This window comes from Corallococcus interemptor (assembly GCF_003668875.1).
Lineage (GTDB): Bacteria > Myxococcota > Myxococcia > Myxococcales > Myxococcaceae > Corallococcus > Corallococcus interemptor.
In genome coordinates this window covers 1-20,115 of the sequence record NZ_RAWM01000053.1, presented here as the reverse complement: position 1 = coordinate 20,115, position 20,115 = coordinate 1, and the positions used below count along the sequence as shown (strand labels likewise).

At 70.1% G+C, this 20,115-nt stretch carries 18 protein-coding genes; 6 read left to right on the top strand and 12 right to left on the bottom strand.

The features are described from left to right. Nucleotides 1–39 precede the first annotated feature (39 nt). The 7 genes from D7X96_RS20065 to D7X96_RS20035 all read right to left on the bottom strand — a co-directional run bounded on the left by D7X96_RS20065 (nt 40) and on the right by D7X96_RS20035 (nt 7,751). Entirely contained in the window at nt 40–828 is a 789-nt protein-coding gene (locus tag D7X96_RS20065) for a hypothetical protein (RefSeq protein WP_120548916.1), read from the bottom strand. 387 nt (nt 829–1,215) lie between these two features. Next, nucleotides 1,216–1,584, bottom strand: a complete 369-nt coding sequence (locus D7X96_RS20060; RefSeq protein WP_120548915.1) for a response regulator — start codon at nt 1,582–1,584, stop codon at nt 1,216–1,218. Between the two features lie 2 nt (nt 1,585–1,586). After that, nucleotides 1,587–3,155 carry an ATPase domain-containing protein gene (locus tag D7X96_RS20055; RefSeq protein ID WP_121770469.1) on the bottom strand — a complete coding sequence of 523 codons (1,569 nt, stop codon included), beginning with the start codon at nt 3,153–3,155 and terminating at the stop codon, nt 1,587–1,589. Nucleotides 3,156–3,297: 142 nt separating this feature from the next. Then, the gene (locus D7X96_RS20050) at nt 3,298–4,077 is read right to left on the bottom strand and encodes a lysophospholipid acyltransferase family protein (protein WP_121724401.1); all 780 of its coding nucleotides are present in this window, start codon (nt 4,075–4,077) and stop codon (nt 3,298–3,300) included. 28 nt (nt 4,078–4,105) lie between these two features. Continuing rightward, complete coding sequence (locus D7X96_RS20045) at nt 4,106–4,891, bottom strand: exodeoxyribonuclease III (protein WP_120548912.1); 786 nt, start codon at nt 4,889–4,891, stop codon at nt 4,106–4,108. A 90-nt stretch (nt 4,892–4,981) separates the two neighbouring features. Beyond that, nucleotides 4,982–6,724: a lamin tail domain-containing protein gene (locus D7X96_RS20040; RefSeq protein ID WP_121770468.1), complete on the bottom strand. Its 1,743-nt coding sequence runs from the start codon at nt 6,722–6,724 to the stop codon at nt 4,982–4,984. An 82-nt stretch (nt 6,725–6,806) separates the two neighbouring features. Continuing rightward, entirely contained in the window at nt 6,807–7,751 is a 945-nt protein-coding gene (locus tag D7X96_RS20035; RefSeq protein ID WP_121770467.1) for an alpha/beta fold hydrolase, read from the bottom strand. A gap of 127 nt (nt 7,752–7,878) precedes the next feature. On the opposite strand from D7X96_RS20035, the gene D7X96_RS20030 reads away from it, so the two are divergent. Next, nucleotides 7,879–8,676 carry a phytanoyl-CoA dioxygenase family protein gene (locus D7X96_RS20030; protein WP_121770466.1) on the top strand — a complete coding sequence of 266 codons (798 nt, stop codon included), beginning with the start codon at nt 7,879–7,881 and terminating at the stop codon, nt 8,674–8,676. Between the two features lie 20 nt (nt 8,677–8,696). After that, nucleotides 8,697–9,545, top strand: a complete 849-nt coding sequence (locus tag D7X96_RS20025) for a WbqC family protein (RefSeq protein WP_120548909.1) — start codon at nt 8,697–8,699, stop codon at nt 9,543–9,545. On the opposite strand, the gene D7X96_RS20020 is transcribed toward D7X96_RS20025, so the two are convergent. Further along, nucleotides 9,485–11,341, bottom strand: coding sequence for a DUF8689 domain-containing protein (locus tag D7X96_RS20020; protein WP_120548908.1), 1,857 nt, complete (start codon nt 11,339–11,341; stop codon nt 9,485–9,487). The two genes, D7X96_RS20025 and D7X96_RS20020, sit on opposite strands and share 61 nt — an antisense overlap. 66 nt (nt 11,342–11,407) lie before the next feature. Between D7X96_RS20020 and D7X96_RS20015 the strand changes: the two genes are divergently transcribed. Further along, nucleotides 11,408–13,069 (top strand): acyl-CoA dehydrogenase family protein, encoded by a 1,662-nt coding sequence (locus tag D7X96_RS20015; protein WP_121770465.1) that lies wholly within the window; start codon nt 11,408–11,410, stop codon nt 13,067–13,069. 50 nt (nt 13,070–13,119) lie between these two features. Beyond that, the gene (locus D7X96_RS20010; RefSeq protein ID WP_120548906.1) at nt 13,120–13,863 is read left to right on the top strand and encodes a phytanoyl-CoA dioxygenase family protein; all 744 of its coding nucleotides are present in this window, start codon (nt 13,120–13,122) and stop codon (nt 13,861–13,863) included. Nucleotides 13,864–13,871: 8 nt separating this feature from the next. Here the strand turns inward: D7X96_RS20010 and D7X96_RS20005 are convergent, their stop codons facing one another. From D7X96_RS20005 to D7X96_RS19995, 3 genes are all read right to left on the bottom strand, one after another. Continuing rightward, nucleotides 13,872–14,153, bottom strand: a complete 282-nt coding sequence (locus tag D7X96_RS20005; RefSeq protein WP_120548905.1) for a hypothetical protein — start codon at nt 14,151–14,153, stop codon at nt 13,872–13,874. 192 nt (nt 14,154–14,345) lie between these two features. Next, nucleotides 14,346–15,101 carry a hypothetical protein gene (locus D7X96_RS20000; protein ID WP_244219661.1) on the bottom strand — a complete coding sequence of 252 codons (756 nt, stop codon included), beginning with the start codon at nt 15,099–15,101 and terminating at the stop codon, nt 14,346–14,348. A gap of 155 nt (nt 15,102–15,256) precedes the next feature. Then, the gene (locus D7X96_RS19995; protein ID WP_120548904.1) at nt 15,257–18,271 is read right to left on the bottom strand and encodes an error-prone DNA polymerase; all 3,015 of its coding nucleotides are present in this window, start codon (nt 18,269–18,271) and stop codon (nt 15,257–15,259) included. Between the two features lie 216 nt (nt 18,272–18,487). On the opposite strand from D7X96_RS19995, the gene D7X96_RS19990 reads away from it, so the two are divergent. Both D7X96_RS19990 and D7X96_RS19985 read left to right on the top strand, forming a co-directional pair. After that, nucleotides 18,488–18,778 (top strand): hypothetical protein, encoded by a 291-nt coding sequence (locus D7X96_RS19990; RefSeq protein ID WP_120548903.1) that lies wholly within the window; start codon nt 18,488–18,490, stop codon nt 18,776–18,778. 157 nt (nt 18,779–18,935) lie between these two features. Further along, nucleotides 18,936–19,211 carry a hypothetical protein gene (locus D7X96_RS19985; RefSeq protein ID WP_120548902.1) on the top strand — a complete coding sequence of 92 codons (276 nt, stop codon included), beginning with the start codon at nt 18,936–18,938 and terminating at the stop codon, nt 19,209–19,211. Here the strand turns inward: D7X96_RS19985 and D7X96_RS19980 are convergent. Beyond that, nucleotides 19,208–20,053 (bottom strand): alpha/beta fold hydrolase, encoded by an 846-nt coding sequence (locus tag D7X96_RS19980; RefSeq protein WP_121770464.1) that lies wholly within the window; start codon nt 20,051–20,053, stop codon nt 19,208–19,210. The genes D7X96_RS19985 and D7X96_RS19980 overlap by 4 nt on opposite strands. Between the last annotated feature and the right edge of the window lie 62 nt (nt 20,054–20,115).

Genomic DNA, 20,115 nt, shown 5'->3' with positions numbered 1-20,115 from the left:
CACGTTCCTGGTTTGGCGCACCGGGCGCTCAGGTGGGGGTTACTTCCACTGGATGTCGTCAATGAAGAGGACAAGCGGCTTGACGTCCAGCCCGCCCGCCGACCAGCCGAAGCCCCCGCCGACCGTGCTGTAGCGGATCTTGCTGATGTCCAGCGTGTACTGCTTGGGCTCGGTGGTCAGCGTGACCTCGATCTTCTTCGTCCACCCGTCCTTGCCTTCGTAACCCGCGAAGAAGTTCACGACCTCTCCGCCGGTCTCGCTCCAAGCGTAGAAGGTCACGGCGTTCGCGCCATCCGGCACCTGGAAGCCCGGGCGCGGGTCATCCTCCCAGGCGCCCTCCGGGAACTGCCAGAAGACACCGGCCCACGCATCGTTCTTCTGGGTGGCCGTGAACTTGTGGCAGGTGCCCAGGCCCGCGCCCGGGCGGGGCGTGTGGCAGACGGGCTCGTCCACCAGACCGCCCTGATTGCCTCCGCCCGATCCCATGTAGCCGCTGGGCGCCCAGGTGCCGTCCACGGCCAGGGGCAGCGTCGCCTGGGTGCCAGCATCGGTGGTGGTGCCGGCGTCCGTCTCCGTGCCCGCGTCCGTGGTCGTCCCGGCGTCCGTGGTCGTCCCGGCGTCGGTGTTGGTGCCCGCGTCGGTGTTGGTGCCCGCGTCGGTGTTGGTGCCCGCGTCGGTGTTGGTGCCCGCGTCCGTCTTGGTGCCGGCGTCGTTCTGGGTGCTGGGGGTCTGCGGCTCGTCCTCGGGATCACAGGCGCCCACGAGCCCCGATGTCGCCAGAACGCCAACGGCCGCCAACATCCACGCGAAACGCTTGTTGCGAAGCATGAATCCCCTCCGGGTTGTCTTGCTGGGATGACTTCGTTCTTACGGCGAAGAAATACGAACCTGCTGAAAGCCGCCGCCCGCATGCTGCGTCGCGTTACCCACGCCGACATATGCCAGAGGAGAATCCGCGCTCTCTCGTCACCCGGGCTCCTGGTGGCAGAAGCCGTCCCGCGTCCCCGCCCATCGCGAACATGCGAGTTCGTTCGATTGACGAAGAAATACCAGCCCCTTTTACCCATTTGCAAGCAGCCGGGAACACACGCCGTGCGGTCAAGTTGTTGATGCAGTGCGCCGTGTATGGGTCGGATGGAGCGCGGGCGTCAGGGGGCCACACCGCGCCAGGATGCGCGGGGCCTCACCTCGACGCAGGAAAGGGCTGGAGCTGCTTCAGTGCGTCCGCGGCGGCGGGCCGACCATGCGCCGGACGATGGCGATCAGCTGATCGATGTCGAAGGGCTTGGGCAGGAAGCCCGCGACGGCCAGGTGCTGCCAGAACTCCGGCGGGCTGGCGCTCATCATCACCACCGGGACGTCCTTCAGGGCCGGGTCCTGGTGCATGGACTCCAGCACGCCCGGCCCGTTGAGCACCGGCATCATGTAGTCGAGCAGCACCAACGCCGGGCGCTCCTGACGCATCCGCTCCAGGGCCTCGCGGCCGTTGAGCGCGATGGCCGTGCGGTAGCCTTCGTCGGACAAGAGATCGCGGACGGCCTCCACGATGCCGAACTCGTCGTCGACGATGAGGACGGGCCCCATGGTCAGTTGCCCCGGCGCTTGCGGACGTTGCGGCGCGGCTTCGACGGAGTCGCCCTGGCGGAGGACGTGGTGCCCGCGCGCGGCTTGCGGCGGGGCTTTGGCACCGGGGTCGGCTCCGGGGTCCGCGTGCGCGCGAGCCCCGTCATCAACATCTGCCCTTCCTCGAAGGGCTGGCCCACCTTGAGTCCCCTGCCCGTGATCTCCAGCTCACGCAGGGCGGAATCGTAGGCGCTGTTGCGCACCTTGAGCACCGCGATGACGCGGCGCAGCCCGGAGTGCAGCTCCACCATGCGCAGGAACAGGATGTTCTCCGCCACCATGGAGATGCCCTTGAGCGGGAACCGCACCTCCGGCCCGAACGCGGCGGTGGCCTCCGCCGTGTAGAGGAGCGTCACCTCGCGCACCCGGCACTCGTTGACGAGCGCCGCCAGGAAGCGGGCCACCCGCACACGGCGCGTGGAGGCGCGGAGCAAGGCCTCGTAGCCATCCAGGAAGATGCGCCGCACCCGCCCGCTGCGCACGAGCGTCAGCAGCTCCGTGCCCAGCTTGTCGAGGATGTTCTCCGTGGGAGGCCGGAAGCTCACCTCCAGGTCCCCGCGCTCCATCAGGGGCTGCAGGTGCAGGCCCACGCCCGCCGCCTGCGCGAGCATCCGCTCCGGCGCGTCGTAGAAGGCGAAGTAGTGGCTGCGCTCCCCCTGGCGCGCGCCCTCCGCCAGGAAGCTCAGGCCCAGCAGCGTCTTGCCGCTGCCCGGAGGCCCCAGGAGGATGGTGGTGGAGCCCGCCGGCACGCCGCCCTTGAGCATTGCGTCCAGGCCGGCCACGCCGAAGGCGTCGCGCTCGCGCGTCCCCGCCCCGGGCACCAGGTTGCCGTCCACCATGGACTCCAGGCGGGGGTAGACGGTGAGCCCGTCGCCGGTGATTTCAAAGCCGTGCTGGCCCAGCTTGTACGCGCTGCCGCGGAACTTGCGCACGCTCAGCTCGCGCAGGGTGCGCACGCCGAAGGTGCGCTGCTGGAGCAGGATGAGGCCGTCCACCATGGTGTGCTCGGCGCGCAGACCTTTTTCGCCGCCGGTGGTGAGCACGACCGTGGTGCAGCCGATGAGGCTCGTCACGACCTGGAGGCCGTGGATGAACTTCTTGAGCGCCTGCCGCGACGGGGCCAGCTCCTCCGCCGCCAGCAGGCCGTCCAGCACCAGCAGCGAGGCCTTGTGCGCCCTGATCTCCTTGCGCACCAGCTCCGCGAGCGCGTCCAGCCCGCCCTGCTCCAGGATGGTGAAGGCGCTCAGGTAGCTGATCTTCCCCGGCACGCAGGCCGGGTCGAAGAACGACAGCGTCTGGAGGTTGCTCACCAGCTCCGTGTGCGACTCGGCGAGGAGCGTGAGGTAGAGGACGCGCTGGCCCTGGGCCGCCTGATGGAAGCAGATCTGGTTGGCCAGGATGGTCTTGCCCGCTCCCGGCAGGCCCAGGACCATGTACATGCGGCCCTTGCGCAGGCCGCCGCACAGCACGGTGTCCAGGCCGGGAATGCCCGTGGACACCCGCTGCTCTTCACGTGGACCGCCCAGCGTCATCACACGCTTCCTTCCCGGGCGCCTCGCGCCGAGCTGTCCATGGAGACCGGACCTGGGGACTCCATAGTCCAGACAACCCTGGGGGGAAGAACAATCTGGGAAGCGGTGTGGATGGACGACGGATGCCCGGCCCGCCGGTCTCTCAGCGGGCGGCGTTGGCGTCCGCCGCCGGCACGGGGGCCGCGCTCCCCGTCAGCGGCTTGAGCGACGCGCGCAGGGCTTCAATCTGGGCGCGCGCCTGGTTCTTGAGCGACTCCACGTCGTCCAGCGTCATCCCCTTCGTGGAGATGGGCGTGCCCACCGTCACCAGCCCGCGCGACGTGGCGAAGCGCCACGAGTGCTTGGGCAGCGCCAGCCGCGTGCCGCTCACCGCCAGGGGCAGCACGTCCGCCTGCATTTCAATGGCGAGCCGGAAGGCGCCGTCCTTGAAGGGCAGGAGCTCCTCCGTCTTGGAGCGCGTGCCCTCCGGGAAGATCATCACCGGCATCCCCTTCTGCATCCACTGCTTGCAGCGCGCCATGGCGCCGGTGGCCGAGTCGCGGTCGCCGCGCTCCACCGGGATGTCCCCGGCGATGCCCATCATCCAGCCCACCACGGGCACCTTGAAGAGGCTCTTCTTGCCCAGCCACTTCATCTCCCACGGCAGGTGGGAGATGAGGAACGGATCCGCGTTGGACTCGTGGTTGCTCACCACCACGGTGTTGGGCGCCACGCGGTCCGGCACGTTCCCGTGCACGCCGAAGCGCCAGTAGGGCGTGAGCTTCGCGGCGGTGACGCCCACCAGGCGGAAGCAGCGGCCCACCACGTAGCGGCGCTTGTCGAACAGGAACGTGACGGCGAGCAGGAAGAGCTGGACGAAGAAGCCCACCAGGGCGACGAGGGCCACCTCGAGCCAGGTCCAGATGGAGAGCAGTGCGTTCATGAGGGGAATCCCTTGGGCATGAGGGGTTTCAGGCGAGGACCGCGGGGTCCAGGTCCACGCTCACCGGGCAGTGATCCGACCCGTGGACGTCCGCGTGCACGGAGGCCTTCTTCACGAAGGCGAGCGCCGCGGGGGTGGCGAGCACGTAGTCGATGCGCCAGCCGATGTTCTTCTCGCGCACGCCGGCGCGCTGGCTCCACCAGGAGTAGTGGCCGCCCGAAGCGTTGAAGTGGCGGAAGGTGTCCACCCAGCCTGAGCGGATCCACCGGTCGAACTCCGCGCGCTCCTCCGGGCGGAAGCCGCTCGTCTCCCGGTTCTCACGCGGGCGCGCCAGGTCGATGTCCTGGTGGGCGGTGTTGAAGTCCCCCATCACCAGCACGCGCTGGTTGTCGCGCAGGGGCTTCTCCAGGCGCGCGAAGAGGCGGCGGTAGAAGTCCAGCTTGAAGGGGATGCGGGACAGGTCGCGGTCCTTCCCGTTGCCGTTGGGGAAGTAGCCGTTGACCACGGTCAGCTTGCCGAAGCGGGCGAACTGGAGGCGGCCCTCCGCGTCCATCTCCGGCGCGTCCAGGGTGGTGGTGAGCTCTTCCGGTTCGTGGCGGCTGAAGAGGCCCACGCCGCTGTAGCCGGGGCGCTCCGCGGCCACGAAGTGGGTCTTCCAACGGCGCGGGGCGCGGACCTCCGCGGGCAGCTGCTCCACGCGGGCGCGCACCTCCTGCAGCCCCACGATGTCCGCCCGGGCCTTGGACAGCCAAGGGAGGAAGCCCTTGCGGTGGATGGAGCGCAGACCGTTGACGTTCCAGGAGACGACTCGCACGCCCCCGCTTATGGCGAAAGCGCGCGGGTATTTCCAGCCCCCACCGTTCCTGGACGGACGGTGGGGGCCGGTCAGTCACTGCTCAGCGTGTCAAGGCACTTCGAGGGCGCTCGACTTGTTCTGCGGGTCACGCGTGGTGCGGATGATGAAGTCCGCGCTGTTCACGTTCGTGTCCTGGCTGTTGCCCGCCGTCTTGTCGACGCCGGTCTCCATGGTGGAGGCCGACGAGGCGGCGTTGGCCTTGCGCTCGAAGCTGCCGGCCCTGGACGGCGTGCTCTTGATGGCCCCGCCTTCCCCGTCGTCACCCGTGCCCCAGCCCAGCTTGTCCACGACGTTGGGATCCGTGAGCTTGTCCGTGAGGCTGCCGGGGCCAATGCGCACATGCCCACCACCGGCGCCCATGGTGATGGCCGTGCCCCACTTCGCGTCGGGCGTCCCGGGGCCCTGGAAGGTGTCCCGGGCAATCAGGAAGAAGCCGTGCGCGGCGATGCGGGCGGTCGCCGGAAGCGTATAGCTGCCGGTGTAGGTGCCATCCACGGCCTTCTTGTACTGGAGCTTCCAGCCGCCGATGTTCACCTCCGCGTTCGTCGGGTTGTAGAGCTCGACGAACTCGTCGTCGTCGCCGGGCTGGCCGGTGGCCGAGCCTGCCGCGGCGACTTCGCTGATCACGACGTGGTTCGTCGTGGGAGCGGCAGAGACCTTCGCCTGGGCGGACACGGACTGGCCGTTGAGCGTGGCCACGATGGTGCCCGTCGTGCCGGCCGCGCCGGCGGTGAAGACGAACTTCGCGGAGACCTCGTTGGCCGGCACCGTCACGGTGGCCGGCACGGAGCCCACGTTGCCCGTGGTGGACAGCGCGATGGACGTGGCCGCCGCGGCCGGGATGTCGAGCGTCACGGTGACGTTCGCCGTCTGACCGGCGGACAGGGACACCGTCTCCGGCGACAGGTACGCCAGCGAGGCCGCCTCCGTCGCACCCAGCACGCGCACCGTCGCGGTGCGGGAGTCCCCCCCCAGCGTGGCCGTCAGCGTCGCCTTGGCGGAGCCCGCCGCGTCGTCCGCCGTCACGATGACCGCCGCGGAGCGCGAGCCCGCGGGCACCGTCACCTGGCCGTTGTTCGCCACGACCACCGAGGGGCTGGACGAGGCGACCTGGACCACCACGTCCGCCGTGGCGTTGGCGCTCAGCGTCACCGCCAGCGGCTCCGGAATCGTCTCACCCGTGGTGCCCGAGCGCGCGAAGACCGCGGCCGGCTCCAGGGCGCTCAGCGTCACAGTGGTGCCCGCGTCCGTGCCCGCGTCCGTGCCCGCGTCCGGAGCCGGGCCCGCGTCGATGGCGCCGCCATCCGTGCCCGCGTCGGTCTCCGTGCCCGCGTCGGTACCAGCGTCCGTGCCGGCGTCGGTGCCCGTGCCCGCGTCCGTCTCGGTGCCCGCGTCCGTCTCGGTGCCCGCGTCGGTGCCCGTGCCCGCGTCGGTGCCCGTGCCCGCGTCCGTCGCCGTGCCCGCGTCCGTCTCGGTGCCCGCGTCGGTGCCCGTACCCGCGTCCGTCTCGGTCCCTGCGTCAGTGCCCGCGTCCGTCTCGGTCCCTGCGTCAGTGCCCGCGTCCGTCTCGGTCCCTGCGTCAGTGCCCGCGTCGACCGTGGGCGTGGTCACCTGACAGCTGTTGTTGCAGCGGTCGCCTTCGACGCGGTTGCCGTCGTCGCACGCCTCGCCACTCTCGATGATGCCGTTGCCGCAGACAGGGTTCTTGTTGTCGTCATCGCCACCGCACGCCGACAACACCAACAGCACCGCTGACAAAGGGACCAGCAGGTGCCGGGAAGACCAGGACATGGAGACTCCGTGTTGAGTACTGAGCCTCCTCTCAAACCACAAAATTACAGGGCGACGCAAACCCCGGCCGGTGACTTCTGGCTCACGGAGCGGGGTTCAAACCGCCTAATCCATGGGCATCCAGGAAGCCACGAACAGCCTGGGCCATCTCCGTCCCGGCCTCCAGCAGGCCCGCGTGGCCGGCGTCGTCCACCTGGAGCCAGTGGGCCTGGGGCAGCGCGCGGTGCAGCCGCTGCACTTCCGACAGGGGCACGAGGACGTCATCGCTGGCGGCGATGATCAGCACCGGCACCCGGATGGACGGCAGGACGTCCCAGGCGTGGCCCTCCGTGAGGCCCCGCAGGGTGCGCCAATAGGCCTGCGCGCTCATGTGGTAGAGCGCGTCGAGGAACTCGGCGATGTCCTCGCGCGGAGCCCGGGGCCGCAGCGCGCCCACGGCCCTGGCCAGCGGATCCGCCAGCGGGGTGGCGAGGAAGGCCTTCACCACGGGCGCCGCCACGGGCACCCACGGCGTGCTGGCGGCGAGCATCCCCTTCGCGGCGGACAGCACGAAGCGCGAACTCCAGCGAGGATCCGCCGAGCCCGGCACGCCCGGCGTCCCCGCGATGAGCGTCATGGACGGCACCAGGTCCGGACGCCGGCGGTACAGCTCCAGCAGGATGCGCACGCCCATGGAGAAGGCGATGTGGTGCGGCGGCCGGCCGTCGCCGCGCACCATGGCGGCCTCGGTGACGCGCTCCAGGTCGTCCACGTGCACCTTCACGCGGTAGTCCCCGTCGCGCGACTCCTCGCTCATGCCGTGGCCGCGGTAGTCCCAGTGCACCACGCGGTGGTCCTGCTCCAGGTCCGCGACCAGGTGGCGCCAGAAGTTCTCCGACGTGCCAATGCCGTTGGTCAGCAGCACCGTGGGGCGGTCCGCGAGCGCGGCGTCGCGCCCCTCCTCCGGCATGCCTGAGCTGTGGGTGTGGACCGCCACCCGGGTGCCGTCCGGGGCGGAGACGAGGTGCGTGGCGCGACGGTAGGGCATCCCCGCCCACCATGCGGCCGGGCAGGCGCGGGTGCAAGGGCAGACGGCCCGTCCCACGAGGGCGCCCTCCCCTGTCCGCGGAGGGCCGTGCTGGACGCGCTCGCGGCTCCAGGCAATGGTGCCGGGGATGCTCAGCCAGGAGGCGGAAGGGTTGGACGTGGCGGCCGTGCTCGCCCACTACGAGGCGCACGGCTACGCGCGCCTGGGCCGGGTGCTGGACGACGCGGGCGTGGAGGCGCTGCGCGAGCGGGCGGACGACCTGATGCTCGGCCGCGTGGTGTACCCGGGGATGTTCTTCCAGCCGGACGCCACCACCGGCCGCTACGAGGACGCCCCCCTGGGGCTGGGCTGGCAGGGGCCGTCCCTGGAGTACCGCAAGCTGGAGAAGCTGGAGAAGGATCCGCGCTTCCTCGCGTGGCTGGAGAACCCGCTGTTCGAGCGCATCGCCCGCTCGCGCATCCCCGGCGACATCGTCCTGTACCGCGCCATCCTCTTCCACAAGGGCCCCGCGGGCGGCAGCAACCTGCCCTTCCACCAGGACGGCGGAAAGCTGTGGGGCCTCACGCGCGAGCCGGACCTCCAGATCTGGACCGCGCTGGACGACGCGCCGGAGGGCGGCGGCTGTCTGGAACTGATCCCCGGCAGCCACCGCGCGGGGCTGGTGACGGCGCTGGGCGGCGTGATTCCCCCGGACCGCGTGGAGGCGGCGGACGCGGAAAGACATGTCGTGTCCCTGCCGGTGCGGGCCGGTGAGGCGCTGCTGGTGCACAACCACGTCTGGCACCGCTCCGGGCGCGGCCGGCCCGGACAGCGGCGGCGCGCGTTCTCCGCCTGCTACATGAGCGCGGACACCACCTGCGTGCGCAAGAAGAAGGCCCCGCGCGTCTTCCCGCCGGTGTTCCGCCACCCCGTGCGCAACGGCTGAAAGGCCCTATCATCCGGGGCGTGTCCGGCCACCCTGGAGTCCTTGTCGCGGAGCAGCCCCACTACCTGCCGTGGGTGGACTTCTACGAACAGGTGGCCCGCGCCGGCACGCTGGTGGTGCTGGATGACGTGCAGTGGCTGAGGCGCGGCTGGCAGCGCCGCACGCGCGTCGCCCTGCCCTACGGTGTCCCCACGCCCCCGCCGTCCGAGCCGGGCTTCCAGTGGCTGTCCATCCCGCTGGAGGATCCGCACCGCGACACGCGCATCCGCGACCTGGCGGTGGACGCAAGCCAGCCCTGGGCGCGCAAGCACCTGCAGGCCCTGGTGACGCTCTACGGAGGCCGGCCCCACTTCCGCGCGCAGGTGCTGCCGCTCCTGGAGCCCTTCTATGACGCCGCCGCGCGCGAGTCCGGTCCGGGGTCGCTCCTGCGCGTGCTCCTGTCCAGCATGGCGCTCTTCTACGCGCCGCTGGGTTTGGAGCCGAACCTGGTGCTGTCCTCCACGCTGGAGCGCCGGGGTGAGGACAAGACGCAGCGGCTGGTGGAGTACTGCCTCCAGACGGGCGCGCACACGTACTACTCGGGGACGGGCTCCACGGTGTACCTGAAGCCGGAGCGCTTCCGCGCGGTGGACGTGCGCCTGTTGTGGCAGCGCTTCCGCCACCCGGACTACGCGCAGGGGCGCGAGGGACGCTTCGTGACGGGGCTGTCCATCGTGGACGTGCTGGCCAACGTGCCCGTGGAGACGGTGCGCGCGTGGCTCCAGCCGTCGCCGTGGGGGCCGTTCGCGGGGGACGGCCCCCAGCCGCTTCAGCGGGCGGACGCGGAGGTGGGCGTGGAGGACGCGGGCTTGTCGAAGCGCACGAAGTAGCTGCGCACGGCGGCGTCCAGCAGCGCGGGCTCCAGGCGCGGCGTCTGGCCCTGGTAGTTCGCCATGTCGATGACCTGATCCAACAGGTCGCGAGGCTGGCACGCGGCGAAGGGCCGGTGGTTCGGGCGGTAGTGCTCGTCGATGAGGTAGTCCACGGCGCGCGCGTCGTAGGGCACGCCGCGCTTCTTGCACATCATCCGGAAGATCTCGTGGAACTGCTCCTCGTCCGGGCGCTGCACCTCCAGCTTGTAGCGGACGCGGCGCAGGAAGGCGTCATCCACCAGGTCGCTCGGATCCAGGTTGGTGGAGAACGCGGCGAACACGTCGAAGGGCACCTGGATCTTCTTGCCGGTGTGCAGCGTGAGGATGTCCACGTCGCTCTCCAGCGGGACGATCCACCGGTTGAGCAGGTCCTTGGGGGACACCTTCTGCCGGCCGAAGTCGTCGATGAGGAGCATCCCGTTGGACGCCTTCATCTGGAACGGCGCCTCGTAGTACTTCACCTCCGGGGTGTAGACGAGGTCGAGCATCTCCAGCGTGAGCTCACCGCCCACCACCACCAGCGGCCGGCGGCAGCGCACCCAGCGGCGGTCATACGAGGGCATGCCGGGCTCGTCCTCCACCGCGCGGTGGATGTTCGCGTCGAACATCTTCACCACGAAGTCGTCGATGAGCAGCGCGTGCGGGACGAAGATGTCCCCCTCGTAGCAGTTGACCATGCCCTGGCAGATGGCCGTCTTGCCGTTGCCCGGAGGGCCGTAGAAGAAGATGGCGCGCCCGGAGTTCATCGCCGGGCCGATGCCGTCGAAGATGTAGTCGCGGATGATCAGGTCGCCGAACTTGTCCTCCATGCGATGGCGGGTGATGCGGTTGCCGCGCACGGTCTGCTGCTTCACGGCGGCGACCCATTCATTGAACGGCACGGGCGCCGGGCCGTTGTAGCGGTTGCGGTCCAATATCTGCCGCAGCACGTCCGTCACGAAGGTCGTGAGCTGGTAGATCATCGTGGAGCGGCCCACGCCGGATCCGCCACCGCCACGGATGTCGATGTACTTCTGGCGGCGCAGGCCCTCGATGACCTCGTCCACCAGCGCGGAGGGCAGTTGCAGGCGCGTGGCCACGTCCATGCCGCGCATCTCGCCCGCGAAGAAGATGGCCTTGAGGACCAGCTCCTCCACGAACGTCGCGTTGAGGCCGGCCTCCTGGAGCGTCTTGGGCTGCGCGGGCCAGAAGCGGTTCGTCGCCGGCGCATCCGAGCCTTCACCGCGACGGAAGCCGCGCCGCTCCGGGCCCACGTAGCCCTGCGGTGGCGCGGACGTGGAGCCGCGACGGTCCGAGGCAGCCGGACCCGCGGCGCCACGGCGGTCCGCCTCCGAGCCTCCCCGGCGCTCGGCCTCCGGAGCACGGCGCTCCTGCGGAGGCGGAGGCCCGGGGGGCGCGGTGCGCCGCTCCGTCTGCACGTCCAGCATCTCCTCGTTGAAGGGCGGCGGCGCTCCGGGCGGGGCCACGCCCGCGGACTGCGCGGGCGGCACGCGAGGGCGAGGCATGGGATCGAAGATGACGGACGGCAGCGGCGCGGACTGGGCCGGCCGGGAGCGGGTGGGCTCCGGAGGCTGCGAGCCGCTCAGGGGCATGCCGGCGGTGGTGGGCGCGCGCGGGCGAGGAGGCGGCGCGAAGACGGGGCTCGCGGGCGAGGCGGGCGTCTCCAGCGGGGTGATGCTGCGGTTCGGGTCCTGGTCGGTGTCGAGCGAGGACGGACCGGTGCCAGGAGGAGGCCTGCGGGTGAAGTCGGTCATCACGGCTCCGGCGGAGGGGGAGGTCACTCTACCCCACCGTCATGTCAGCGGTGTTAACTTCGGGCCATGAGCTTCTTCCAGGCGCCCCCGGTTCTTGGCAACCAGTACGACGACGACGCGTTCCTGCAGGGCTACCTTGCCCGGACCCTGCCGCCGGAAATGTTTCGCTCGCTCCAGGACGACTTCCGGGAGCTGGGCGAGCTGGGCGGCAAGTACTTCTACGAGTTCCAGCAGCGCGACCGGCTGAACGAGCCCGTCCTCACGCAGTGGGACCCGTGGGGCCAGCGCATCGACCACATCGAGGTGTCCCCGCTGTGGAAGGAGGCGGAGGCGCTGACGGCGAAGAAGGGCCTGGTCGCGGTGGCGTACGAGCAGAAGAGCGGTGCGCTCAGCCGCGTGCACCAGTTCGCGCTGAACTACCTGGTGCAGCCGTCGCTGGACGTCTACTCGTGTCCGCTGGCGATGACGGACGGCGCGGCGCGCTCGCTGTTGTCCCTGGGCAACCAGGCGCTCATCGACCACGCCCTGCCCCGCCTGACGTCACGCGATCCGGCGACGTTCTGGACGTCGGGCCAGTGGATGACGGAGCGCACGGGCGGCTCGGACGTGGGGCTGACGCTGACGGAGGCGCGGCAGTCGCCAGAGGGCTGGCGGCTGTACGGCACGAAGTGGTTCACGTCCGCGACGACGGCGCAGATGGCGCTGACGCTGGCGCGGCCCACGGGCAACGGCCCGGGCGGCAAGGGCCTGGCGCTCTTCTTCGTGGAGACGCGGGACGCGCAGGGCCGGCTCAATGGCATCCAGATCAACCGGCTGAAGGACAAGTTCGGCACGCGCAAGGTGCCCACGGCGGAGCTGACGCTGGACGGGACGCTGGCGACGCCGGTGGCGGGGCTGACGGACGGCATCCGCAACATGGCGATGATGCTGAACGTGACGCGCACCTGGAACGCGATGGGCGCGACGTGGGCCATGCGCCGGGCCCTGGCGCTGGCGCACGATTATGCAAAGCGCCGGGTGCAGTTCGGCGCGCCGCTGTCGGAGAAGCCGCTGCACGTGGACACGCTGGCGGGGCTGGAGGCGGAGTTCCAGGCGGGGTTCCTGCTGGCGTTCCGCGCGGTGGAGCTGCTGGGCAAGCTGGAGACGCGCACGGCGACGGAGCAGGAGCTGCTGTTGCAGCGGCTGGTGACGCCGCTGGCGAAGCTGACGACGGGCCGGCAGGTGGTGCACATCACGTCGGAGGTGTCGGAGTCCTTCGGCGGCGCGGGCTACGTGGAGGACACGGGCCTGCCGCGCATCCAGGCGGACGCGCAGGTGCTGTCCATCTGGGAGGGCACGACGAACGTGCTGTCGCTGGACGCGCTGCGCGCGCTGGCGAAGGAAGGCACGCTGGAGGCGTTCTTCCACGAGGTGGAGGGCCGGCTGTCGAAGGTGACGGACGTGGGCCTGCGGCCGTGCGTGAAGACGGCGCACGACGCGCTGGAGCACGCGCGGGCCTGGGTGTCCGGAGCCATGGCGAACCCCACGACGATGGAGGCCGGGGCGCGGCGCTTCTCCCTGACGCTGGGGCGCACGCTGGAATTGGCGCTCCTGAGCGAGCACGCGCAGTGGTGCCTGGAGCACGGGCACGGTCCGCGCAGCCGGGCGGCGGCGCGGCGGTTCCGGCAGAACGGCGTGGACCTCATCCAGGACGAAGTCGACCTGGATGATTCGCGGCTCCTGGGCTGAGCGTCGCGACAGGTGCGCGCGGAGGGCGCGCCCATTAAGAAGCGGGCGCCATGTCCGTCCTGAGCCCCGAGCAGTGCCAGCGCTTCGCCACCGATGGGTATCTCGTCCTGCCGTCCTTCGTGGACAGCGGGACGTGTGAGCGGATGCGGGCCGTCATCCAGGAGCAGCTGGCCTCCGGGGACGGCCCGGTGGAGTACGAGGCCGACGTGGCCTATCCGGGCTCGCCCGCGAACCTGGACGCCGAGGGCGGCCGGACGGTGCGGCGGTTGTTGAAGGCCCACGGACGCTCGCCCCTGTTCGCGGCGTGGTTCGACGACGCGCGGTTGCTGGAGGCGCTGGGCCAGCTGCTGGACGGGCCGGTGGTGCAGGCGCGGGCGCACCACAACTGCGTGATGACGAAGCAGCCGCGCTTTTCCTCGGACACGGGCTGGCACCAGGACGTGAGGTATTGGGCCTTCACGCGGCCGGAGCTCATCTCCACGTGGTTGGCGTTGGGCGCGGAGACGCCGGAGAACGGCGGTCTCAAGGTATTGCCCGGCACGCACCGGATGCAGTTCGCGCCGGAGCGCTATGACGCGAAGCTGTTCCTGCGGCCGGAGCTGCCGGAGAACGCGGCGCTCATCGAGAGCGCGCGGTACGTGCGGCTGTCCCCCGGGGACGTGCTGTTCTTCCACGCGCGGCTGTTCCACGCGGCCAGCCGGAACCACACAGCGGACACGAAGTACTCCGTGGTGGCCACGTACCGCAGGACGGACAACCTGCCCGTCCCGGGCTCACGGTCCGCGAGGGATTGAGCGTTGCTTCAGGGTGCGTACTGGTATCGCTCGATGATTCGCCCCTCGGGTGAGACGGCGTAGAGCTCGAACCAGTCGAGCTCGAAGTTGCCACCAGGCCCGATTCCCTCGCAGTAATCGACGCGCCGGTTCACGCGAACAATGTAGACGCCCTTTCCCTTGCCCACGACGACTTCCAGGGCCCGCGCGGTGAAAATGCATTCATTGCGGCGCGCCTTGGGAAAGCGGCTCAGCACATCCTGGAGGGCCGCATGGGATGCCAGGATGGCGGGACCATCCAGTGTCGCCATGGGCTCGACATCCTCTGGCCATTCAAAGGCAGACGTTCCGGCATCGATGCCGGCCGCAGAGTTGTGAGCTGGAGTTTCAGGGCCTGGCTTTGCGCCCGAACAAGCAGACAGCGCCCCAACGAGGACGCTGACCACAACCGGGCTCATGCCGCGTCTGCCCAAGAGAAGACGCGGCATCGGGACTGACAGGCGCTACTTCGCGGCCTGCGCCAGGGCGTCTTCCACGTAGCGGATGCCCTTGGCGGTGATGGCCTTGCCCTTCTTGGTGTCCTGGGCGTAGCCGGCGTGCAGGCGCAGGGCCTTGGCGGCGTTCGGGGCGGCGTACGTCACTCCCAGCCCGCTCCAGAAGCGCGACGTGGTTCCGGACGTCACCTCCACGTCCAGCGCCTTCGCCAGGTAGAGCGGGATCAGCGAACGCAAGAGCTGGTCCTTCTCCTTGCCCGCGGAGACCAGGTCCTTCTGGCGCGCGTGGCCTCGCAGCGCGGTCTCCAGCACCGACACCGCGTCCCCGCTCGTTGCTCCGGACGTGGCCGCCTTCTTCGCGGCCGGGGCCTTCTTCGCCGCGCTCTTCTTCTTCGCGGGGGCCGCCTTCTTCGCGGCCGGGGCCTTCTTCGCCGCGCTCTTCTTGGTCGCGGCCTTCTTCGCCTTGGGCGCCGTCTTGCGGCGGGCGGCGGGCGAGAGCTCCATGCGGCCCTCGAAGGGGATCTCCACCACCGTCGCGTCCACCTGACGCTGGGGCGTCGCGTTGCGCAGCGACTCGATCACCTCATGCATGGACGCGCGCGGGGCCTCCGAGTGCACCGGGCGGGAAACGCGGGTCGGCGCGGGCTCGTTCACCGGCGGCTTGCCCTGCGCGTAGTACCGCACCCAATCGCTCGCCTCCTCCACCACTTCAGACAGGCCAACGCGATCGAGCAGCGACCCCAACCACCGAAGACTGTTGCGCACTGAGAACCCTCCCGTTCTGATCCACGCTACTACACTCCAGACAGAAGCAACCTATATCGCCAGCAATACGGGTTGTTCCATGCCCCCGTGGGTCGTTCCGCCCCCTCACCCACGGATCAGGAGAACAGACGTGCAGATGTAGCGCGCTGTTGGACTCACTGCCTTACGGACACCACGCTGCGCGTCTTCACGTTCGTCACCTTCCCCGAGCGCTCCAGCATCCCCTCCCCCACGAGGAACAGCGCGCCGTGGATCTCCTGCCTGCACCGCGCGTACACCTCCGAGGGCACCACCAGGTTCGCGATCCCCGTCTCGTCCTCCAGTGAGATGAAGCAGATCCCCTTCGCCGTGGGCGGCATCTGCCGGCAGATCATCATCCCGCCCACCTTCACCCGCCGCCCCGCAGACACCCGCTTCAAGCCCTCCGCCGTCACCGCCCCCATCCGCTTCAACGTGGGCCGCAAGAGCTCCAGCGGGTGCTTCTCCAAGGACAGCCCCACCGTGTCGTAATCCGCCACCACCCGCTCCTGGACCCCCATGGGCGGCAATTCCACCGCCGTGCCGTCCATGGACATGCCGAAGAACAGGTCGTCCGCGTCCAGCGGCCCCAGCGCCTGGATCTCCCACAGCGCCTGCCTGCGAGCCCCGCACAGCGACGCCAGCGCCCCGGACAACGCCAGCCGCGTCAATTCATGCCGGGGAATGCGCGCCCGCCGCGCCAGGTCTCCCACGCTCGCGTAGTCCCCGCGCCTCGCGCTCTCCACCGCCCGGCCCGAGGACTCGCCCAGCCCCCGCACCATCCTCAACCCCAGCCGCACCGCCCCGTCCTCCAACGTGCAGTCCCAATTCGAGCGCCGCACGTCCACCGGCCGCACCTCCACGCCGTGCCGCTGCACGTCCGCCACCAGCGTGTGCGGCGCGTAGAACCCCATGGGCTGTGAGTTGAGCAGCGCCGCGGTGAAGGCCGCCGGGTAGTGGCACTTCAGCCAGCTGGACGCATAGGCAATCAACGCGAAGCTCGCGGAGTGGCTCTCCGGGAACCCGTAGTGCGCGAACCCCCGGAAGTGGTCGAACCACTCCTCCGCCTGCTTGCGCGTGTAGCCCTTCGCCTCGCAGCCCTCCACGAAGCGGCCCCGGTACGGGAGGATGCGCGCCTCCGCCTGCTTGTGGCTCAGCGCCCGCCGCAGGCCGTCCGCCTCGCCCGCGCTGAAGCCCGCCGCCACCATCGCGAGCCGCATCGCCTGCTCCTGGAACAGCGGCACGCCCAGCGTCTTCTGGAGGATGCCGCGAACCTCGTCGCTGGGGTACGTCGCCGGCTCCTGCCCGTGCCGACGGCGAAGGTACGGGTGCACCATGTTGCCCACGATGGGGCCCGGGCGGATGAGGGCGATCTGCACCACCAGGTCGTAGAAGGTCCGGGGCTGGAGCCGGGGCAGCATGTTCATCTGCGCGCGGCTCTCAATCTGGAACACACCCACCGTGTCCGCATTGCACAGCATGTCGTAGACCTTCGGGTCCTCCGGCGGCACCGTGGCCAGGGACAGCTCGCGACCGTAATGCTTGTGAATCAAGGCGAAGCAGCGCGACAGCGCCGTCAACATGCCCAGCGCCAGCAGGTCCACCTTCAGGAGGCCCACCGCGTTGATGTCGTCCTTCTCCCACTGAATGACCGTGCGCCCGGGCATCGCCGCGTTCTCCACCGGCACCAGGTCCACCAGCGGCTCGCGCGTCATCACGAAGCCGCCCACGTGGATGGACAGGTGCCGGGGCACACCCTCCAGCTCCTTCGCCACCGACAGTGTCCGCAGCACCCGCCCGTCCGTCGGGGACAGCCCCGCCTCCTGGAGCACGTCCGGCGTCACCTGGAAGCCGTGCGACGAGGCAACGCGCGACAGCCGGTCCACCTGATCCAACGACAGCCCCAGCGACTTGCCCGCCTCGCGCAGCGCCAGCCGTCCCCGGTAACAGATGACCTCGCACACCATGCCCGCGTGGTGGCGGCCGTGCTTTTCATAGACGTACTGGAGCACCTCCTCGCGCCGCTCGTGCTCGAAGTCCACGTCGATGTCCGGCGGCTCCTTGCGCTCCATGCTGAGGAAGCGCTCGAACAAGAGCCCCATGCGCACCGGATCAATGGCGGTGATGCCCAGCGCGTAGCAGACCGCCGAGTTCGCCGCGCTGCCCCGTCCCTGGCACAGGATGCCCCGCCCCCTGGCGAACATCACGATGTCCCACAGCGACAGGAAGTACCCCGCGAAGTCCAGCGCCGCGATGAGCCGCAGCTCGTGGTCGATCTGCTTCGTCACCTCCGGAGGCACGCCTCCCGGATAGCGCGTGCGCAGGCCGGCTTCCGTGAGGAGCCGCAGGTGTTCGTCCGCGGTGCGGCCCTGAGGCAGGTCCTCCTCCGGGAAGCGGTAGTGCAGCGCGTCCAGGGACGCCTCGCAGCGCGACGCCAGCTCCACCGTGCGCGCCAGCGCCTCGGGCCGGTCCGCGAACAGCCGCGCCATGTCCCCGGGGGACTTCAGCGTCCGCTCCGCGTTCGGGAACAGCCGCGTGCCCGCCTGATCCACCGTCACCCCGTGGCGGATGGCCGTGAGCACGTCCTGAAGAGGCTGCCGGTCGCGGTGGTGCGTGTGCACGTCGTTGTGCGCCACCAGCGGCACGCCCAGCGCGCGGGCCAGGGCTTCCGCTCGCGCCTCCCGGGCCGCGTCCCCCGCGGACAGCGAGCGGCTCAAGCCCACGTGGAAGCATCCGGGAAACGCCTCCGCCAGCGGCGCCACGGCCTCCAGCGGCGCGGGCCCTGGCAGCAGCGCCAGCAGCCCCTGCGCGTGCTCCGCCACCTTGCGCCAGGGCACGCCCGCCTCACCCTTGGGGTGCGTCATCCGGCCATGGGACACCAGCCGGCACAGGTTCGAGTACCCGGCCGCGTCCCGCGCGTACACGACCACCGGCGGGCCGTCCTCCAGCGTAAGCTCCGCGCCCAGGAGCAGCTTCACGCCGTGCTCTTTCGCCGCGAGGTGCGCCTTCACCACGCCGTAGAGCCCATCCCGATCCGTCAGCGCCAGCGCGGACAGCCCCAGCCGCGCCGCGGTGGCCACCAGCTCCTCCGGATGGGAGGCGCCGTGCAGGAAGGAGAAGTGGGACCGGCACACCAGCTCGGCGTAGCTCACGCCTGATCAAGATACTGAGCGGGCGTTCAGGCGCTAGATTGGATCGACGTTCAGCGAGAGGGCGACTTCATGGGTTGTTCCAGGCACCCGAAGTGAAGGCAGACACCCACATCTGTCTTTGAGTGTTTTTGCCTCCAGACACGACCAGGACTGCAATTGGATTTCGTAGGAATGGATGCTGGACGCCGTTCAACCCACGCAGACAGGAGCCCCACCATGAAGCTCTCCAAGACCCTTCTCGCTGGTGCCGCTGGCCTCTTCCTCCTTCCGCTGACCGCGAGCGCCGCGCCTCGGCCCTGCCCCGAGCAGTGCAAGCCCACCAGTTCCTGCACCCTCCTCTGTGACAACGGTGGCGAAACCATCCAGTGCGCCGAATACGGCATCTGCAGCGGCCTGTTGCCGGTCGCCCCGTCCGAGCCGCAGGCCTCCGCGCAGCAGCCCGCGCCCGCCCAGGCCGACGACGCGGAAGCCGTCTGCCGCGCGCCCGCCGAACAGGCCCAGGGCTGACATTCCTCGCGGTTCCTGTTCCTGGAGCGGTGTCTCCACCGGCTCCAGGAACAGGGGTTTGCTTTGTCATTGGGTTCCGGGCAAGCATGCGCCGGGCTGTCTCTGTCTCACCGACAGCCTTCAGCCGCAGTGGTGCCACTTCCGCCCGAGGTGCCTCATGACGCTGCTCCGCCGAACCCTGCTCCTGGTCCCTGTTCTCTTCGCACCGCTGACCGCCAGCGCCCGGCCGCCGGATTGCACCAACGACTACTGTGAAAGGGAGTCGTGCGCCGAGCTCTGTCTGGAGGCCGGCCACATCATCACGTGTGGCGATTACGGCGTCTGCATCGGCTCGCCGGTGGCGCAGCCCTCCGAGCCTCAGGCCTCCGTGCAGCCCGCGGACACCGGCGACGCGTCGGAGGCGGTCTGCCGCGAGCCCGAGGCCCGGGGCTAGCCCATCGCCGCCAGTGCCTCTTCCTGGAGCGAGGTGCGCTCCACCTCCTCCAGGAAGTCTCCCAGCGCGACGTTGACCGCCTGGGGCTGCTCCAGGATGCACATGTGCCCGCCGCAGCGCAGCCGCTTGAGCCGCGCGCCCCGGATGCGCTGATGCAGCCGCTCCGCCACCGCTGGCACCGTCACCGCGTCCTCGTCCCCCACCAGCACCAGCGTGGGCGTCTCGATGCGGTGCAGCTCTCCCTCCACGCTGCGGCGGTGGATGACGCCCTCCATCGCTCGCCACACCGCGCGCGGGTTCTCCACCAGCTGCCTGCGCAACAGGGCCCGCTCCGCCGCCCGCTCCGGGTCTCGCAGGAACGTGCGCCCGAAGTAGAGCGACATGATCCGGTCCACCACCGGCCTCAAGCCCAGCCAGTGCGTGAGCACCGTCAGCACCCGGTAGCGCGCCAGCGTCAGCGGCAGCTCCGCCGCGGCGGATGAGTCCAACAGCGCCAGTGAGCGCAGCAGCTCCGGGTGCCTGGCGGCCACCCTCAGGCCCACGAAGCCCCCCATGGACTGGCCCACGAAGTGGCAGGGGGCCAGGCCCAGCGCCTGGATGACCGCCACCGCGTCCTCGTACACCGTGCGCAGGCCGATGACCGAGTCGCCAGGCGGGGGCTCGCTCAGCCCCTGGCCCCGGTGGTCGTACACGATGCAGCGATACTGGCCCCTCAGGGCCTCCACCTGCCGGTGGAACAGCCGGGAGTCCCAGAGCAGCCCGTGGCTGAAGAGCACCGGCTCCCCACTTCCACCGGTGTCCTCGTAGTAGAGTCTGGCACCCCGGATGGACAGGTATGGCATCCGCTTTTCCCCCGGCTTTGGCCCCCTTAGGACCTTGCCCGGAACCCCATCTCCTTCTGGAT

What these genes read in the sequence shown, in the direction of transcription:
- D7X96_RS20065 (WP_120548916.1), bottom strand. Translation starts at nt 828, where the DNA reads ATGCTTCGCAACAAGCGTTTCGCGTGGATGTTGGCGGCCGTTGGCGTT.
- D7X96_RS20060 (WP_120548915.1), bottom strand. Translation starts at nt 1,584, where the DNA reads ATGGGGCCCGTCCTCATCGTCGACGACGAGTTCGGCATCGTGGAGGCC.
- D7X96_RS20055 (WP_121770469.1), bottom strand. Translation starts at nt 3,155, where the DNA reads ATGACGCTGGGCGGTCCACGTGAAGAGCAGCGGGTGTCCACGGGCATT.
- D7X96_RS20050 (WP_121724401.1), bottom strand. Translation starts at nt 4,077, where the DNA reads ATGAACGCACTGCTCTCCATCTGGACCTGGCTCGAGGTGGCCCTCGTC.
- D7X96_RS20040 (WP_121770468.1), bottom strand. Translation starts at nt 6,724, where the DNA reads ATGTCCTGGTCTTCCCGGCACCTGCTGGTCCCTTTGTCAGCGGTGCTG.
- D7X96_RS20035 (WP_121770467.1), bottom strand. Translation starts at nt 7,751, where the DNA reads ATGCCCTACCGTCGCGCCACGCACCTCGTCTCCGCCCCGGACGGCACC.
- D7X96_RS20030 (WP_121770466.1), top strand. Translation starts at nt 7,879, where the DNA reads ATGCTCAGCCAGGAGGCGGAAGGGTTGGACGTGGCGGCCGTGCTCGCC.
- D7X96_RS20020 (WP_120548908.1), bottom strand. Translation starts at nt 11,341, where the DNA reads ATGACCGACTTCACCCGCAGGCCTCCTCCTGGCACCGGTCCGTCCTCG.
- D7X96_RS20015 (WP_121770465.1), top strand. Translation starts at nt 11,408, where the DNA reads ATGAGCTTCTTCCAGGCGCCCCCGGTTCTTGGCAACCAGTACGACGAC.
- D7X96_RS20010 (WP_120548906.1), top strand. Translation starts at nt 13,120, where the DNA reads ATGTCCGTCCTGAGCCCCGAGCAGTGCCAGCGCTTCGCCACCGATGGG.
- D7X96_RS20005 (WP_120548905.1), bottom strand. Translation starts at nt 14,153, where the DNA reads ATGGCGACACTGGATGGTCCCGCCATCCTGGCATCCCATGCGGCCCTC.
- D7X96_RS19990 (WP_120548903.1), top strand. Translation starts at nt 18,488, where the DNA reads ATGAAGCTCTCCAAGACCCTTCTCGCTGGTGCCGCTGGCCTCTTCCTC.
- D7X96_RS19985 (WP_120548902.1), top strand. Translation starts at nt 18,936, where the DNA reads ATGACGCTGCTCCGCCGAACCCTGCTCCTGGTCCCTGTTCTCTTCGCA.
- D7X96_RS19980 (WP_121770464.1), bottom strand. Translation starts at nt 20,053, where the DNA reads ATGCCATACCTGTCCATCCGGGGTGCCAGACTCTACTACGAGGACACC.